9 protein-coding genes are annotated in these 16880 nt (G+C 45.4%); 4 read left to right on the forward strand and 5 right to left on the reverse strand.

The window, feature by feature from the left end; translation table 11 throughout:
* Window positions 1-2 precede the first annotated feature (2 nt).
* The 4 genes from QUA03_RS07015 to QUA03_RS07030 all read right to left on the reverse strand — a co-directional run bounded on the left by QUA03_RS07015 (window position 3) and on the right by QUA03_RS07030 (window position 6441).
* Window positions 3-2363 (reverse strand): FHA domain-containing protein, encoded by a 2361-nt coding sequence (locus QUA03_RS07015; RefSeq protein WP_333210798.1) that lies wholly within the window; start codon window positions 2361-2363, stop codon window positions 3-5.
* A gap of 110 nt (window positions 2364-2473) precedes the next feature.
* Window positions 2474-4348, reverse strand: a complete 1875-nt coding sequence (locus QUA03_RS07020; RefSeq protein ID WP_333210800.1) for an ABC-ATPase domain-containing protein — start codon at window positions 4346-4348, stop codon at window positions 2474-2476.
* Between the two features lie 122 nt (window positions 4349-4470).
* Window positions 4471-5511 carry a M28 family peptidase gene (locus QUA03_RS07025; RefSeq protein ID WP_333210801.1) on the reverse strand — a complete coding sequence of 347 codons (1041 nt, stop codon included), beginning with the start codon at window positions 5509-5511 and terminating at the stop codon, window positions 4471-4473.
* 339 nt (window positions 5512-5850) lie between these two features.
* On the reverse strand, window positions 5851-6441 hold the full coding sequence (locus QUA03_RS07030) for a hypothetical protein (protein ID WP_333210803.1): 591 nt from the start codon (window positions 6439-6441) through the stop codon (window positions 5851-5853).
* Between the two features lie 794 nt (window positions 6442-7235).
* Between QUA03_RS07030 and QUA03_RS07035 the strand changes: the two genes are divergently transcribed.
* The 3 genes from QUA03_RS07035 (at window position 7236) to QUA03_RS07045 (ending at window position 13794) form a co-directional block, all read left to right on the forward strand.
* Complete coding sequence (locus QUA03_RS07035) at window positions 7236-10133, forward strand: EAL domain-containing protein (protein WP_333210805.1); 2898 nt, start codon at window positions 7236-7238, stop codon at window positions 10131-10133.
* Between the two features lie 388 nt (window positions 10134-10521).
* Window positions 10522-13080 (forward strand): alpha-glucan family phosphorylase, encoded by a 2559-nt coding sequence (gene glgP / locus QUA03_RS07040; protein WP_333210807.1) that lies wholly within the window; start codon window positions 10522-10524, stop codon window positions 13078-13080.
* A gap of 309 nt (window positions 13081-13389) precedes the next feature.
* The gene (locus QUA03_RS07045; RefSeq protein WP_333210809.1) at window positions 13390-13794 is read left to right on the forward strand and encodes a hypothetical protein; all 405 of its coding nucleotides are present in this window, start codon (window positions 13390-13392) and stop codon (window positions 13792-13794) included.
* Between the two features lie 74 nt (window positions 13795-13868).
* On the opposite strand, the gene mnmG is transcribed toward QUA03_RS07045, so the two are convergent.
* A complete protein-coding gene (mnmG, locus tag QUA03_RS07050; RefSeq protein WP_333210811.1) occupies window positions 13869-15785 on the reverse strand; it encodes a tRNA uridine-5-carboxymethylaminomethyl(34) synthesis enzyme MnmG in 1917 nt (638 codons plus the stop codon).
* 204 nt (window positions 15786-15989) lie between these two features.
* Between mnmG and QUA03_RS07055 the strand changes: the two genes are divergently transcribed.
* A complete protein-coding gene (locus QUA03_RS07055) occupies window positions 15990-16733 on the forward strand; it encodes a DUF3800 domain-containing protein (RefSeq protein ID WP_333210812.1) in 744 nt (247 codons plus the stop codon).
* The last annotated feature ends 147 nt before the right edge of the window (window positions 16734-16880 follow it).

Below are 16880 nucleotides of genomic sequence, written 5' to 3' on the forward strand. Positions count from 1 at the left end.
AATTATAAAATATCCTTGCGCTTCTGCAACCACAGAGTCAACATCAAATAAACGAAAATATGCACGCACAAAATACCCCAATTTAAACCCAAATTTTCCCACGTTGGATCGTAAACAGGAGTAGGCTCAAACGGCTGAGGAAGCGTACTCCCATCCGGTAATGTAGTAGGCGCGGGAACCATCCCATTCACATTAACTAAAGAGCCGTAAGCACCCACAGACCAGCGGCTTAACATCAGCCAAGAAAACTTGCTCGCCGCACCTTCCATCTTAAACAAAACTCCCGAAAAAATAATCTGAGGCAGCAATAATAGAGGCAAAGCGCTGTTAGCTTGAGAGCTATTCTTAACAATCGCGGAAACGACTAATCCAAGGCTTATGCAGCTCATTAAAGTTAGGAAGGTGGTAATACTTGCTCCCACAGGCCAGGAAATAAAACTCGGTTCGGGGGATTTAAAAGCAATCAGAATAACTCCTACCATTAACAGTGTTTGCAATACGGCCAAACCAGAAAGTATAAAAATTTTTGAACCTAAATAAGCAAACAATCCTAAATTGACCAAACGTTCGCGCAGATAAATAGCAGATTCTTTAACAATTTCTTGCAGAGAAGTTGCCAGCCCTACCCAAATCGCCGCACAGGTAAATACAAACAAAACTCGCAACGCCAAAGGTGCTAAAGTTGCCTCCGGCACTCCAATTAACGGGTCTTTATCTCTGACGGCTAGCCGCAGCAAACTAATGCCGATCGGAGCCGTTAAAAGAGCTAAACTCAAGTTAACTAAGTCGCGGGAAACGAGTTGAAAATAGCGCTGGGCAAGCAAAACGAGTTGTTTTACAAAAGATTGAGATTTGGGTGCAGAAGGTGCAGAAGGTATTTTTGCATTAGCGTTGCCTGTGCTGAAGTGGTTGACAATATAGCGCTGATAGTATTGAGATTTACTAAACTTTTCTGCCCAGCTTTTAACGTTGATTTCTCCTGTTTCTAATTCGTTGTAAATGTCGGCGAAATCGCTTGTTTTGACATCGAAAAAATCGAGCGCTTCCCTAGGCGGGCCGAAGTAACAAAGGCGTCCGCCGCGACCCATAAACACAATACGATCGCACATCGTGATATTTGCCGTCGCGTGAGTCACCAGAATCACCGTCCGGCCTTGATTTGCCAACTTTCGCAGCAGTTGCATCATCTTCTTATCCAAACCCGGATCGAGTCCTGAAGTCGGTTCGTCTAAAAAGAAAAGTTTGGGGTCTGCTAACAGTTCAACTCCAATGCTGACCCGCTTCCGCTGTCCGCCGCTAAGCTGTTTTACCAAAGCCTTGTGACGGTGAGTCATTTCAATATCTTCTAAAGTTTTTGCCACTACCTGCTTGACATCTGTATCAGGAGGTAAGCGCAATTTAGCTGCATAACTCAAGACTTCTTCTACTGTCAAATCTGCGTGCACAATATCATCTTGAGGCACGTAACCGATTTGATTGCGGTAAATATTGAAGTTTTGGCGCAGGTTGTCGCCGTTGAGAAACACAGCGCCGTTAGTAGTTTTTTCGATCCCTAAAAGCGTCCGCATTAAAGTAGATTTACCCGCACCGCTACCGCCGACTAAAGCCACAAACTGACCCGGTTCGATCGCCAAAGTGATGTTATCCAAACGCTTCGGAATCACCAGACTGTCAGCATCCAAACGAATTTGATGGCCGGAGTCTTGCATCTGCAACTCACCGCTGCGGTAAGTTAGAGTAAACGGGCCGATCCGAATTGCATCTCCCTCGGACAACTGTACAGAATTTATCACTCGCTGACCGTTAACAAAAACCCCGTTAACGCTGTAATCTCGCAAAATATAATTACCGCGATTGTCTTGGTCAATTGTGGCGTGGCGTCTAGAAACAAGCGGCGCATCTAATTGCAGCGAAGCGTTTGGATCGCGACCCAACAAAACCGACCGATTCTTAAGAAGAATTGACTGCTTGCTAGGGACAGCAACCTGATTCGCCAGCGGATTAAAATAAGTCAGCAAAACTTGATTTTGAGGATCGAGACCGATTTTAATTTCTGTGCCGTTTTTCAGACAATAACCGTCATTGGGAGTGATGCGAGTGCGATCGACAAATAAGCCATTAGTGCTCGGCCGCTGCCCGTCACCGTCGTAAATCCAGTAATTATCCCCAATTTGGCGCAAAACAGCGTGAACGCCGGAAACTGCGCGCCAGGGTTCGGGAATGACTAAATCAGCACGAGTGCGATCGCGCCCCAATACGTGCTGCTGCTGTTTTAACTCTAACTGTAAAATCTCCCCTTGATTGCTTAATACTATATAAGGTCGATCGCTTAAAGCAGTCAGTTGTCCTATATTGCCTGTCATACTTCAATCGCGGTTTTTGCACTCACTTTTGTCAGCATATCAAAAAGTCATTAGTCATTAGTCATTAGTCATTAGTCATTAGTCATTAGTCAACAGTCAACAGTCAACAGTCAACAGTCAACAGTCATTTTCGCAACAACCGACAAACTGCGAAGCCGATTAATGGCCGCAGCTAATTCAAAGCGTCGAAACATCGCAAAATCCCCTTCAGGAAAAGGCGATAAAATATCCATCCCCTGCGCGTCAATATCTGCGATCACCAAATCTATGATTTCCGACAAAGTGCGTTTTCCGTCCATGTATTGCTGCTTAGCATAAACCATTGCCGCAGCGATCGCCCTTAACTGTCCGCTGTCCACAATTTGCTCAATAGCACCCAAATCCATCTCCTCAGTTCCGAAAGCCAATTCATCAACATCCCGCACCTTCACCCGCACATCTCGCCGTCCCATACTCGGATCTAAACTAGCAGGAATCGGCACTCTTTGAGTAATCTCACCAAAATTTTTTCCTCCTTCAGCAGCACGGCTAATCGAGTAATTTATAGCAATTTCTTTAGCTTTTTCCGTCACATCATCTGCTTTAAAATTTTCCATGGCAATCACAGTATCCGCCACATCAAAATAATCACCGCTTCCCCCCATGACTAAAATAGTCGATACGCCGCAATCTGCGTACAACAGTTTAACTTTATCAATAAACGGCGTAATCGGTTCCTTATCCTTAGCGATGAGTTCCTGCATTCTGCGATCGCGAATCATAAAATTCGTCGCCGCCGTATCCTCATCAACTAATAAAACAGGCACTAAATCCTGTTTTTTTTTCCTTCTCTCCTGTTCCTCATTCCCTCTTCCTTCTTCCTTCTTCCGACTTCCATCGGACTGACATCCGTTAAATCCGTTACATAATCCGTTGCCGAACTTCCTTCTCCCCACTTCCAAAGCCTCAATAATATTAGCAGCTTGCGACGTGCTACCGCTCGCATTTTCCGTATAAAATTGTGCAGTATCTCTACCTTGTGGCAAGTGGTTAATAAAAGGTGAAATATCAACTCCCGCCACACTTCTGCCATCTTCCGCCCTAATTTTCACCGCCGCCGGACTCGTCACCACAAATTCCCGACCATCTCCCGGAATTCGGTTGTAAACTCCCAACTCTATTGCCCTGAGTAAAGTAGATTTGCCGTGATAGCCACCCCCAACAATCAAAGTAATACCAGCGGGAATACCCATACCGGAAATCAAACCGCGATTCGGACAATTAAACTTAACTCTTAATGACGGCGGCGACTGAAAAGCCAGAGCATTATTTAACAAACGCCGATTGTCAACACCAGTGCGACGGGGCAAAATAGAACCATTAGCAACAAACGCAACTAATCCTTTTTCAGCTAACTGCTGCCGCAGCCAGTCAGCATCTTCTACAGTTTCAACGTGACGGCGACATTCCGCAGCATTTAAGTTAGCATACTTTAGAGAATTGCTGACAATTTGCGGAATATCTTCGCACAGCATTTCAGCAGCTTGTCGCCCTAATATACTGCGTCCGCCCGCTGGAAGTCCGACGGCAAATCGCAGTTCAACTCCTCCTAAATCTTCGAGATCGTATGTATTTGAGGAAATGATAAATGCCGAAGTTCGCTCTAAAACTTCTTGTCCGAACCGAGTCACTGCAATCATACCACTTTTGCCAGTACCACGTTTGCTGCTGATGCTGTGCGCTGCTCGGTCAAACTGGCGAGTTAGGTAATCTCGCAAAGCTATTTCTCGACTGCGAGAATTGAAAAGTTCGCGGGGAATTTGAGCAATGTTTGGCGGAACTATGACTCTAAATTTACTGGGAGAAGCAAACGGATCTCCCTGCACGTAATCAATAATTAATGTGAATTCAGAAAACTCGTACTTACCTTGAATGTCTTTGTAGGCTTTGTAGCCTCGATTGTCTAGTTGCAGTAAATGCCGTTGCAGGCTTTCTTTGTTAGTCATTAGTCATTAGTTATTAGTTGGCAGTTGGCAGTTGGCAGTATCAATAACAGTCATCATGCCCAATGCCCTATGCCCGATGTCCCATCCCCAATTCCCAATTCCCCATGCTCAATTCCCAATTACTAATTACCTAATTCCAATAATTTAGCCACGGCATTGACAACAATTTGAGCAGAACCGGCGAAAAAAGGTCGATCGATAGTTGCTAATGTATCGCTAGATTGGTGATAGTGGGGCGATCGCAAATTTGCAGTATCCGTCACCAACACAGCACCAATTCCTTTATACCAGAAAGGCGCGTGGTCGCTGCGTAAAACATCGGGAGTCAGCAACCCTTTCAGGGGAACAGGCAACGCCACCACCGGCGGCAAACCGGCTTTTCCAGACTCCGCCAAACTTTTCAATAGCAGCGGATGTTCCGTATCCCCAATCACAGCGATAAACTCGCCTTTGTCGGGAGATGTTACCCCCGATGCTTCTAGAAAAGGTTGCGCTGTCAATCCTTCGGGATATTGCTGGCATCCGGGCGTGCGGCAGGCATAACCTACCATATCTAGGACGATCGCTCCTTGCAAATTTTTTAACCGCGCCTCGCTACCGGTGAATGCTAAACTGCCTAAAAGTCCGAGTTCTTCCCTGTCGAAAAATGCTACTTGCAATGTCCGAGGCGTGGGGCGAGAACCCAGTAATCTTGCTACTTCTAAAACTACTGCAACTCCCGTCGCATTGTCGTCAGCGCCTGGGGAATTTGGTACAGTATCGTAGTGTGCTGCCACTAAAATTGCACCCGCGTTTGAGTCAGTGCCTTTTCTCTCAGCGAAGACGTTAATTCCGCGATCGAACGGCTGCAAATCTGGGGAAAATCCTAATGTTTGCAGTTGTTTAGAAATGTAATCTCTCGTAAAAGAGCGATCTCGTTCTTCCTCGCGTTCTCCTGCTAAACTATCGACGTGTTTCCACAAACGAGACGGGTCAATTTGGGGCTGAAAAAAAGTATTTTTTTCAGCAGGAAGCGGTAAAGGAGACGGGTTTTGGGAAGTGTGGATATTGCGATCGATCCCTAATTCGGGTACACCCGAAAACCGCTGCAACGAGTCAGAACGCCAACCCACAGCCGTCACCGCAACCAGAATAAATAGCGCTATCCAAATCAATTGTTTCATTAGTAAGTCTATTTGAGATTTTAGACCGAGCTTACGCACTCCTCGCTTTCATCAACCGGGTGTTTTAGCGGAAGCGAGGGCTGCAACAAAGTCTTTTCGTAAAACCCGGTTGATGCGTCCAGAACAGTTATATTTTAGATTTTAGATTGACACCAGAGTTGAAAATAAACCTGTTTCAAAAAAAGAAACTAAAAAATCTTAAACTTAGCTGCGCCAGAGGCAGTTTTGTATTTTTTATCTAGAAAAGCAGGAAAAAGCCTTGCAATGTTGCCGTCGAATCCGTCTTGCTTATTAGATGGTTCGGCGGCGACATTCCAATCACTAATTTACCTTTAAAATTTACAAATTAAAACTATTTTTTTCCCATTCAATCTCCTTATTTTCTAATATCAAACCGCTGCTGCTTGGAACAGCATAAGGAATAGTTGTTGCCGAAAATTTGACTATTTGAGTTGGTTGTTGAAACCACTCGGAATAACTCGGATTTAGTTGATCGTACAGTGCTTTCAAAGCTTGAATTTCTACCTCTAGCTGCGCTGCGACTTGATTGATTCTGCGAGCTTGTGCTTGCAAGCGCTTTTCCCCGGTTTGAACAGTGTTTTCTACTTCTTGCCAGTGTTCTCCTGCCAGCAATTTTTCTAGTTCACCTTGCTTGTAATTGAGTAAAGCCTGTTTTTGTTGCAGTTGCTTTTCAATATTTTTAGTCTCTCGGTCAATTTCCTGGATTTGCTGCAACCACTGCTCCCCAAAAGCAGCAGTTTGCTGGTGGAACTCGGCAATGGCTTCAGGAGTATTATTTTTGGGAAAACTGACTGCCACTCGGCACTCAGAGCGCTGTACGCCAAGTTTTTCCCGCCACTCTTGCAGGGCGGTAACTTCTGCTTGCAGCGTGCGGACTTCTTTTTGGAGTTCTGGGATGGTCTGACTCATGGGTTCAATTAGTGGACCTCTGCATCGATTTTAAGCTAATTGTTTATTTTTATAACAAATCCCGGTCGCCTCCTTGCGGGAATTATCTAATCTTAGCGCGCTTCCACCCGGTGTCTAGGCAGAATGGCGGATAATTTGTGGCACAATGGCTGATGACACATTTTAAATTAAGATTAAAATTGTAATTAGTTATAAAGCTAAGTTATTAGCTTGGTAAAATTTAATTTACAAATCCACATAAATTCAGGGTGGCTGCGTTTTCCTATTGTACAGAAAGTTCTGCTAAACTTTTTGAGATTTATGATTGCTAAAAAGATATTTAAAATTAGGAAATAGAGCCAATGAGAAGAATTTTTCAATTAATGTTGGGATATTTCGCGGTTGCTGTTTTTGGTGTGGAATGTGACATAAATCCAAAAATATTACCGACAAGTCTAGGAGATGAACCTGGCAGTCGCCCTGTAGCAGGGATTTTGGTTCGGTCTCAGAAACATAGCTATTTGCGATCGGCAGCTCGCCCCCTTACTTCTGCAAGCGCCCCATTATTTTTGGATAAGTTATCCCAAATTGAGTCAGTAAAATTACCGAATTACAATTATATAGAATCTCAGGAAACTCCTAGAAAAGAAGCTACTTTTAGATTAAAAACAATCGCTTATTACCTGATTTTTATTTGTGTAGTAATCTCATCATTATTAATCAGGTGTAAAACAGTAAATAGCTTATCCAAGACGATCAGGTTAATCAAGCCGAAGTCTGAAACAGAGAATGACAAGCTACCAAAAGGAGAAAAAGTGTTGTATCCAAAAAAAGAACAGGATATCTGGCATACTATTGCCCAAATGACCCAAGATTTGCAGCAAACTGCCGAATATGCCCTGGATATTTGCGAGGAAATGAACGTCTCGATAATTGCGACTACCCCCGGCGGTCATATCCTGTCGTTAAACCAAGCTACCTGTCAACTTTTGGGATACTCTAAAAAAGAGTTGTTAGGCAAACCAATAGCCGGACTTTTTAAGAAAAGTGAATCACCAGCCCCGGAGTTAGATTTAGGAAGTTTAACAGCCGAAGGTTCTGTCCACAACGTGGAAAAAGTCTACCTTTCTAAACAGCAAAAAAAAATAATTATACTGCTTTCTATTTCAATTATTCGCGACAGTCAAGGCAAGGTCAGCGGCAAGTTATACATAGCACAAGATATTACTGATAGCAAGCGGGCTGAAAGAAATTTGCGGCGCAGTGAAAAAAAGTTTCGCCAACTGATAGAAACTGTGAATGCTGTTGCATTTATCTATCACCGCAGACAGTTCCGCTATGTCAATGCTCAGACAGAAGCTCTGACAGGATATACTCGCGAAGAATTACTAGCATTGGATTTATACGACTTAATTCATCTAGATTTTATAGAAATAGTTAAAAAATGGGGTAAATCCAGCCATGCGCGCTCAACTGCAGGCTCTAAATATGAATTAGTAATAGTCACGAAAACTGGAGAAATGCGCTGGATTGAAGCAACTGTAGATATTATAAAATTTGAAAAAAAAGCCTCAATATTAATCACAGCATTTGACATCAGCGATCGCAAATTAGCAGAGTTAGAACTAGAAACATCTCTTTCGTTGCTTCAAGCAACCATTGAATCTACGGCTGACGGTATTCTGGCGGTTGACAGTGAAGGAAAAGTTGTTAGCTTTAACCGTAAATTTGCCGAAATGTGGCATTTGCCAGATTTGCTGGTGGATTCGAGAGATAATAACCAAATTTTGGGTTTTGAAATCAACCAGTTAAAATACCCGGAAATATTTCTCAACCGTGCTAAAGAATTGTCCGATCGTCCTGCAGCAGAAAGTTACGATCTCATCGAGTTGACAGATGGCAGAATCTTCGAGCGCTACTCGTTGCCCCAGCGCACGGGAGGCAAAATTACTGGTCGAGTATTTAGCTTTCGGGATGTAACGGAACGGGTGCAATCCGAAGAAAAACTCCGCAAAAGTGAAGAACGTTTTCACCTGCTGACGCGGGCGACAAATGACGCCGTATGGGATTTTGATTTGTTAAAAAATGAGTATTGGTTGAGCGCAGAATTTGAAAAAGTTTTTGGATACAAACTCAACGAAACTCAGACTATAGAGTTAGAATCATGGTGGCTAAATATTCATCCCGAAGAACGGGAAAGAGTGATGTTAAGCTTCAACCAAACAATGAACTCAGACGCTCAATGTTGGTCGGAAGAATACAGCTTTCACCGTGCAGACGGGGGATATGTTTTTGTGCTAGATCGCGGCTATATCATCCGCAATGAAAGTGGCCAAGCAGTCAGGGCGATCGGCACGATGATGGATATCACTCAGCGCAAGCAAGCTGAAGAAATTATTCGCTATCAAGCTGTTTATGACCAACTCACCGGTTTACCGAACCGGATACTTTTTAACGAGCGGCTGGTGGCGTCCTTAAAACAAGCTAAACAAACAAAAAAAATGCTTGCTGTGATGTTTTTAGACTTGGACAGGTTCAAAAAGATTAATGATACATTAGGTCACGCTGCGGGCGATCGCCTGTTAGAAGGTTTTGCCGGACGCATTAGTGACACTTTGCGATCGAGTGACACGGTTGCCCGCTGGGGAGGCGACGAATTTACCATACTGCTTCCCGACATCAATTGCTTAGAAGATGCAGTTAAAACAGCTCAAAGAATACTCAACAATTTAAAGCCAGCATTTAAACTAGAAGGACAACCGTTTCATGTCAGCAGCAGCATCGGCATTGCCCTTTATCCCGATGATGGTGAAGATGCCGAAACATTAGTCAAAAATGCCGATGCTGCCTTGTACTACGCTAAAGAAATGGGAAGAAATAACTATCAGTTATATACTTCAACACTTAATCCCCATGGCAGCCATTTACTAACTATAGAACACAGACTGCACGAAGCTTTAGAACAGGGAGAATTTGAGGTTTTTTACCAGCCCAAAGTCAACATCACTACTTGGCAAATTCAGGGCATGGAAGCTCTGCTACGCTGGCAACATCCACAATTAGGTTTAGTTACTCCCGCTACATTTATTCCGATCGCCGAAGAGAACGGACTCATTGTACCTATTGGGGAATGGGTGCTGCAAACAGCCTGCACTCAAAATAAAGCTTGGCAGGATGCTTTGCAGCCAGATTTGCGGGTAGCAGTCAACGTTTCGGCTCGGCAGTTCCAGCAATTTAATTTATTAGAAATGGTAGCGAAATGCTTGGAAAAAAGCGGTTTAGCACCCAAGTATTTAGAGTTAGAAATTACCGAGACGACAGCTATGCAAGATGTGGATTATACCACAAAAGTTCTCAGGGAGTTGCAGAATATGGGAGTGCAAATTGCGCTGGACGATTTCGGCACGGGTTATTGTTCTCTAAATTATCTCAAAAAGTTTCCCTTGAATATCCTAAAAATAGATAAATCCTTTGTCAGCGGATTGACTACTGATCCCTGCGAACGGGCGATCGCCAAGGCTGTAGCGACCCTGGGGCGAGATTTGAACTTGAGCGTGGTAGCCGAAGGAGTAGAAACTAAAGAGCAGTTGGAGTGTTTGCGCGAACTCCACTGTCAAGAAATTCAGGGCCACTATTTCAGCCCTGCCCTCTCGGCTGGTGAGGCTAGCAAACTTTTGGTAAATTCTCATTTGCGACAAGTGCAAATTGCTTAATTGGGTCGCGACTTACGACTGCGTGAGGTTGTAACGCTGCGTGCAAGTCCTGCGAACGTTACACGTAAAAAGTCGTGCGACCACCGCCGAAACCCGCATAGGTCCCGCCGCAACAGCCGTCGCACGAGCAGCCACTGTAGGAAAACTCGTTGCCGCACTCAAGACAGATCGCCGTCCAGTCGTGATGGTCTGGTGGCGAGGCCTTCTTGCGACAGTTATCGCAGCCGAAAACGGCTAGTTCGCTCACATCGAACGACCTGCGCTTCCGTTTCGTCTGCTTGATGGCATCGTGCATGAACTGGTTAAAACTTAAAATAGTGTGCAGAATAACGGACTTGTACCTAAAGACAGAGGAAAATATCGCTACCCCAACATAAAGGCTTTGTCTATGCAGCCAATTCGTACATTTAACGTTTCCCCGTCGCTACCGACAATTCTCGAACCCCTACGCAAGCTTGCCTACAACTTGCACTGGGACTGGAACGTCGATACCAAAGACCTATTCCGCCGCCTCGATCGAGACCTGTGGGACTCCAGCAACCAAAACCCGGTGCTGATGCTCGGAACCATATCTCAAGAGCGGCTGCAAGAAATGGCAGAAGACGAAGGCTTCATTGCCCAAATGAACCGAGCAGCCCAGCAGTTAGACGATTATCTCAAAAATCGCGCCTGGTACCGCAAACAGCGCGGCACCGAGCAGCAGGAATGCTACGCTTACTTTTCGATGGAATTCGGCTTAGTTAAAGCCCTACCCATCTATTCAGGCGGTTTGGGCGTGCTCGCAGGCGACCACCTCAAATCAGCTAGTGATTTGGGCTTGCCCTTAGTCGGTGTCGGCCTACTCTACCAAGAAGGTTATTTTTCGCAGTATCTCAACGCCGACGGCTGGCAACAAGAACGCTATCCGCTCAACGATTTCTACAATATGCCGCTGCACCCAGAACGCAATCCCGACGGTTCGGAATTGCGGATTGAGGTAGACTATCCCGGCCGCAAGGTGTATGCCCGGATTTGGCGGGTACAAGTGGGAACGGTTCCTTTGTACCTAATGGATACAAATATTGAACCTAATAGTCGCTACGACCAAGATATTACCGACCAACTGTATGGCGGTGATAAAACTCTGCGGATGCACCAAGAAATCATGCTGGGCATCGGCGGCGTGAAAATGCTCAAGGCATTGGGGCTGACAGTTACGGCTTATCACATGAATGAAGGCCACGCGGCTTTCATGGCTTTGGAACGCATTCGGATGCTGATGGAGGAATATCACCTGAGTTTCGTAGAAGCGGAACAGGTGGTGGTTTCGAGCAGTATGTTTACGACTCACACGCCTGTGCCTGCTGGGTTTGACTTGTTCGAGCCGGATATGGTGATGCACTATCTGAGTCACTATCCCAAGATATTTGGCTTGTCGCAAGATGAGTTTTTGGGATTGGGCCGGGAGAATACTGGCGATTTGTCCGCACCTCTGAATATGGCAATTTTGGCTATTAAAATGTCGAGTTTTGTCAACGGGGTGGCGGCTTTGCACGGTGTGGTGTCGCGCCCGATGTTTCAGGGTTTGTGGCCGGGTTTGCCGCAGGAAGAAGTACCGATTACTTCGATTACCAACGGGGTTCACGCTCGCAGTTGTGTGGCGAAGTCTACTCAGGAGTTGTACGATCGATACCTTGGCCCGGACTGGGAAATGACCGGTAAGGACGATCGTCTCTGGGACAGGCTTTCGTCGATTCCTGATGAGGAACTATGGCGCAATCACGAACGCTGTCGATCGGAGTTGGTGGTGTTCGCGCGGGAGTGGCTGCAAAAGACTTTGCGCGAGCGCGGTGCGGCCCAAACGGAAATCGAACACGCGCGGGAAGCTCTCAATCCCAAGGTGCTGACGATCGGGTTTGCCCGCCGCTTTGCTACTTACAAGCGGGCGACGCTGTTTTTGCGCGATGTCGATCGAATCATGCGGATCATGCGGGATCAAAATCGCCCGGTGCAGTTTGTGATTGCTGGGAAGGCTCACCCGATGGATATTCCGGGTAAGGAATTGATTCGGGATATCGTTCACTTCATCCGCGAGCACGAGACGATGAGCTCGATGGTGTTTTTACCGAACTACGACATTAACGTTGCTCGGATGATGGTGTCTGGCTGCGATGTGTGGCTGAATACGCCACGCCGCCCGCGTGAGGCTTCGGGTACTTCCGGGATGAAAGCTTCGATGAATGGTTTGCCGAATCTGAGCATTCTTGACGGATGGTGGGATGAGGCTGATTATGTTCGTACCGGTTGGCCGATCGGACATGGGGAATTTTACGAAGATACTAAGTATCAGGATGAGGTCGAGGCTAATGCTTTGTACGACTTAATGGAAAAAGAAGTTGTACCGCTGTTTTACAACCGGGATGCTGATGGCATTCCCCGCGGTTGGACGGAGAAAATGAAGGATTCTATTCGCTTGAATTGTCCTTTGTTCAATACTGCTCGGATGGTGAAAGATTACGCGCGGCGGGCCTATTTCCCGGTGAGCGATCGCTACCACACCATGACTTCGGATAATTGCGCTCCGGCCAAGGAGTTGTCTCACTGGAAGAAGCACGTTCTCGCGAAATGGCACGATATTAAGATTGAGGCTGTTGATATTTCGCAGGATAAAGAAGTTAAGGTCAATCAGTCGATATCTGTTAAATCTCGGATTAATCTGATGGGATTGACGCCTGCAGACGTACAAGTTGAACTTTATCAAGGCTCGGTTGATGCTAACGGCGATATCATTGGTGGCGTGCCGGTGGTGATGGAGTATTTGGGAGAAGATTCTCACAATGCTAGCCTTTATACGGCTGACATTACTTATACTTCTAGCGGTTTGCAAGGTTTGTCGTTGCGCGTTTTGCCGAAGCACAATAATCTCAGCAGTCCTTATGAAGCTGGTGTGATTCTCTGGGCACATTAAAGGAAGGAAGAAGGAAGAAGGAAGAGGGAAGAAGGAAGGCACGACACGGATTCGGACACGGATACACGGATGAATTTAACTGTGTTTCCCAATTCTCCCCCTCTCCCACTCTCCCACTCTCCCACTCTCCCACTCCCACTCTCCTTATCGAACTTGGGGAATGACTATGTAGCCGATTGTGCGATCGCCCAATACCAAATTCCGCTGGATTCCCAGTACCACCAGTGACCGCGTATATAAGCGTACAGCAAGGCATCTGGCTGTTCTTTTAAGCCTTTGATGGGGGCAACACTGGTGGGAATTTCGGGGATGTTTGAACCACCGATGAACGCTAATTCTTATGCAGGATGTTTGCGAAATTCAGACTTGGTTCGAGGATTGATCAATATCTACAATATACTGGCAGAACTTCATCAATTAGAGTTGACATTCTGCCAGTTTTCCTTTTTTATGGCGTTGCTGAAGACAGGTATAAATTCAAGATTTCGGAATTTTTATAAGCCCAGTCGGGTGAGTTTTGTAACATCAAGCGAAAAGTTGATTCATACCGTGACTCAGCAAAGCCCAGAATCTATATCCATCAATATGAAAGCCGCCAAACAAAAAAGTGGTGCCACAATAGCCACACTTTTACATACTGCTATAGGAATCATCGCATCATTTGTGAATTTCTTACTCCCTCCCCTTGATAAGGGGAGGGTTGGGGTGGGGTAAAAAGTTTACGACTCCTGCAAGGATTGCTATATTGCATAAAATTGAAGGAAGCCTGGAGATACCTCTAGTTTAAATTATTTACCTACACCCGCTGGCTGCTGACGGTTTCGCACTTCCAGAAAAATCAACAAAGCATTAACATCAGCCGGATTCACCCCGCCAATTCTCGCCGCTTGGCCAATCGTCAGCGGTTTCACCTTAGCCAACTTTTCCCTCGACTCTTTCGAGAGAGTTGTAATTGCCATGTAATCCAAATCCGCAGGCAATTGTCGGCGTTCATGTCTGACAATTTCATCAATTTGATTTTGCTGTTTTTGCAGATAGCCAGAATATTTAATGTCAATTTCCGCACCCTCTTTCTCAGCCAACTTCAGACTAGAATTGCCTAAATTGTAGCGTTCCAAATCCACATAATGAAAACCAGGACGACGCAACAAATCAGCAAGAGTAATTGAACCTTTAATCGCTTGTTGAGTGCCCGCAAAAATTGCCTTACCAACTTCCTCGTGCTCTTTCACCCGCGTCGAGTACAAGCGTTCCTTCTCTGCCACAATATTAGCTTTTTTCCGCTCAAATAACTCCCAGCGGCGATCGTCAATCAAACCAATTTCCCGTCCCAGCGGCGTCAAGCGTTGGTCAGCATTGTCCGATCGCAATAATAGCCGATATTCCGATCGCGAAGTCAACATCCGGTAAGGTTCCCGCAAATCCTTCGTACACAAATCATCTATCAGAGTCCCGAGATAACTTTGCTCGCGAGGAAACACAATCATCTCCTGATTTTTCGCAAACCTGGCCGCATTAATCCCCGCCACAATCCCCTGTGCAGCCGCCTCCTCATATCCAGTTGTACCGTTCACCTGACCCGCGCAAAACAGCCCTTCAATCTTCTTAGTCATCAGCGTGGGAAAGCACTGAGTTGCCGGCAAATAATCATACTCCACAGCATAAGCAGGGCGCATCATCTCGCACTTTTCCAAACCCGGAAGAGTCCGCAGCATTTGCAATTGCAAATTTTCCGGTAAACCAGTCGAAAAACCTTGGATATAAAGTTCAGGAATATCTCTACCTTCCGGTTCAATAAAAATCTGGTGACTTTCCTTATCCGCAAACCGCACAATCTTATCTTCAATACTCGGACAATAGCGCGGCCCCTTCGCATCAACCCAGCCACCGTAGACTGGAGAAAGGTGCAAATTGTCTCTAATTAACTGATGAGTAGCTGGTGTAGTTCGAGTCAAATAACAAGGCATTTGTTCCCGTTCGATCCAAACTTCTGGATCGAAACTAAACCAGCGAACCTCTGCATCTCCCGGCTGCGGTTCCAGGTTGGTGTAATCGAGAGTACGTTTGTCAACTCTTGCCGGAGTTCCTGTTTTTAACCTTCCAGTTTCAAAGCCCAAACGATTGAGAGTTTCCGTCAAACCAACGGCGGCAAATTCTCCGGCACGTCCGGCGGGCATTGACTTGTTCCCTACCCAAATCGTGCCACCTAAAAAAGTGCCTGTGGTCAGAATTACTGCTTTGCATTCAAAAGCGACGCCGAAGTATGTTTCTACTCCGATTACTTCTTCGTTTTTGCCCAGAACTAAGTCTGTCACCATCGCTTCCCGGATGGTCAAATTGTCTTGGTTTTCGACAATATTATTCATTACAGCGGCGTATTCCCGCTTGTCAGTTTGTGCTCGCAGGGCCCACACTGCGGGGCCTCTGGAAGAGTTGAGGATGCGTTTTTGTAAGTAAGTGCGATCGGCCATTTTGCCAATTTCCCCGCCTAACGCATCAACTTCGTTAGTGAGTTGGGTTTTAGCCGGGCCACCGACAGCAGGATTGCAAGGTTGCCACGCAATTTTGTCGAGGTTGAGGGTGAGGAGAAGGGTGCGACAGCCGAGGCGAGAAGTGGCGAGGGCGGCTTCACAGCCGGAGTGTCCGCCACCAACTACGATGATGTCGAAACTGTCTTGGAATTGTACTGGAGTTTGTGCGGTCATTCGATTTTAGATTTTAGATTTTAGATTTTAAATTGAAGAGGTGACTCTACGGATTAATCTGGGGGCTTGTATCCTGGATGTTGGCAATCAATATAAGCGCCGGTGAGAGATGGGGTTCTAGTCTTGTCTTTATTCTAGTATAAGTTAAAAGCTAAAAAACACTTATAATGTAGCGTTTATGTCAAAAAGTTACCATAAGGCGAGATGACCATTTTATTTTACGTTGATGAGGGTGGCACTGGCTGGAAAGATATGGAGACAAATTTCTTTTTTTTAGCTAGCTTTGCTATCCATGTCCAGCACTGGTCACAAATGGATAGAGAATTTTCAGCACTTAAAAAGGAGCTATTTAGTGGGAAGGAACCTGAAGACTGGGAACTTAAGGGGCGGGATATTTGGCAAGGTGTGGGTTCATTTAAGAATTTTCCAAGGGAATTCCGTCTTCAAGCGTTCAAGAAAGTTTCAGAAACTATCAGTCAGTTACCTAGCAATATATTCGCTGTTCAAGCCAACAAAAAAAGATTGCGCGAAACCAGCGAATATATTAAAGATGAAACTGGTTTGTATCGCTTAACTTTCAATCAATTATTAGAGCAGCTAGATGCTTATCTAAAGCAATCTAGCGAAACTGGAATATTACTTATGGATTCGCGCTCAACTCAGCATACCAGTATTCAGGATGGGAGATTGATCAGAGTGTATCGAGATTGGAAGTCACAAAAAAAATATTCTAACTTTGTGGAACTACCTTTGTTTGGCTTCTCAGAATTTTACACTGGTTTGCAGCTAGCAGATTATGTGGTGTACTTGATAGATCGTTATTCAAAGGAAGCAGGGACAGCCAGTGGTCATACTGAATTGGAGGAAGCCTTCCATCTACTTGAGCCGAAAATGCAGTTGTTGAAAATTCCTATTCTCCAGCATAAAATCCACTTTGAAGACCGCTAAAATGAAGGGTAAGTTTAAATGCGAATCCACGACTATAAATAGTCGTGGATTTCGCCCTTATTGAGAGCTTAACCCTCTTTTAAGAGGGGCTTAAAATAACTCTCTACGCCTTGGCGGGGCGTTATTTTGGCAGTGATGGTATGATCA

It is taken from the genome of Microcoleus sp. S36b_A4 (assembly GCF_036700645.1).
Taxonomy (GTDB): Bacteria; Cyanobacteriota; Cyanobacteriia; order Cyanobacteriales; family Microcoleaceae; genus Microcoleus.

What these genes read in the sequence shown, in the direction of transcription:
- QUA03_RS07015 (WP_333210798.1), bottom strand. Translation starts at nt 2,363, where the DNA reads ATGACAGGCAATATAGGACAACTGACTGCTTTAAGCGATCGACCTTAT.
- QUA03_RS07020 (WP_333210800.1), bottom strand. Translation starts at nt 4,348, where the DNA reads ATGACTAACAAAGAAAGCCTGCAACGGCATTTACTGCAACTAGACAAT.
- QUA03_RS07025 (WP_333210801.1), bottom strand. Translation starts at nt 5,511, where the DNA reads ATGAAACAATTGATTTGGATAGCGCTATTTATTCTGGTTGCGGTGACG.
- QUA03_RS07030 (WP_333210803.1), bottom strand. Translation starts at nt 6,441, where the DNA reads ATGAGTCAGACCATCCCAGAACTCCAAAAAGAAGTCCGCACGCTGCAA.
- glgP (WP_333210807.1), top strand. Translation starts at nt 10,522, where the DNA reads ATGCAGCCAATTCGTACATTTAACGTTTCCCCGTCGCTACCGACAATT.
- QUA03_RS07045 (WP_333210809.1), top strand. Translation starts at nt 13,390, where the DNA reads ATGTTTGAACCACCGATGAACGCTAATTCTTATGCAGGATGTTTGCGA.
- mnmG (WP_333210811.1), bottom strand. Translation starts at nt 15,785, where the DNA reads ATGACCGCACAAACTCCAGTACAATTCCAAGACAGTTTCGACATCATC.
- QUA03_RS07055 (WP_333210812.1), top strand. Translation starts at nt 15,990, where the DNA reads ATGACCATTTTATTTTACGTTGATGAGGGTGGCACTGGCTGGAAAGAT.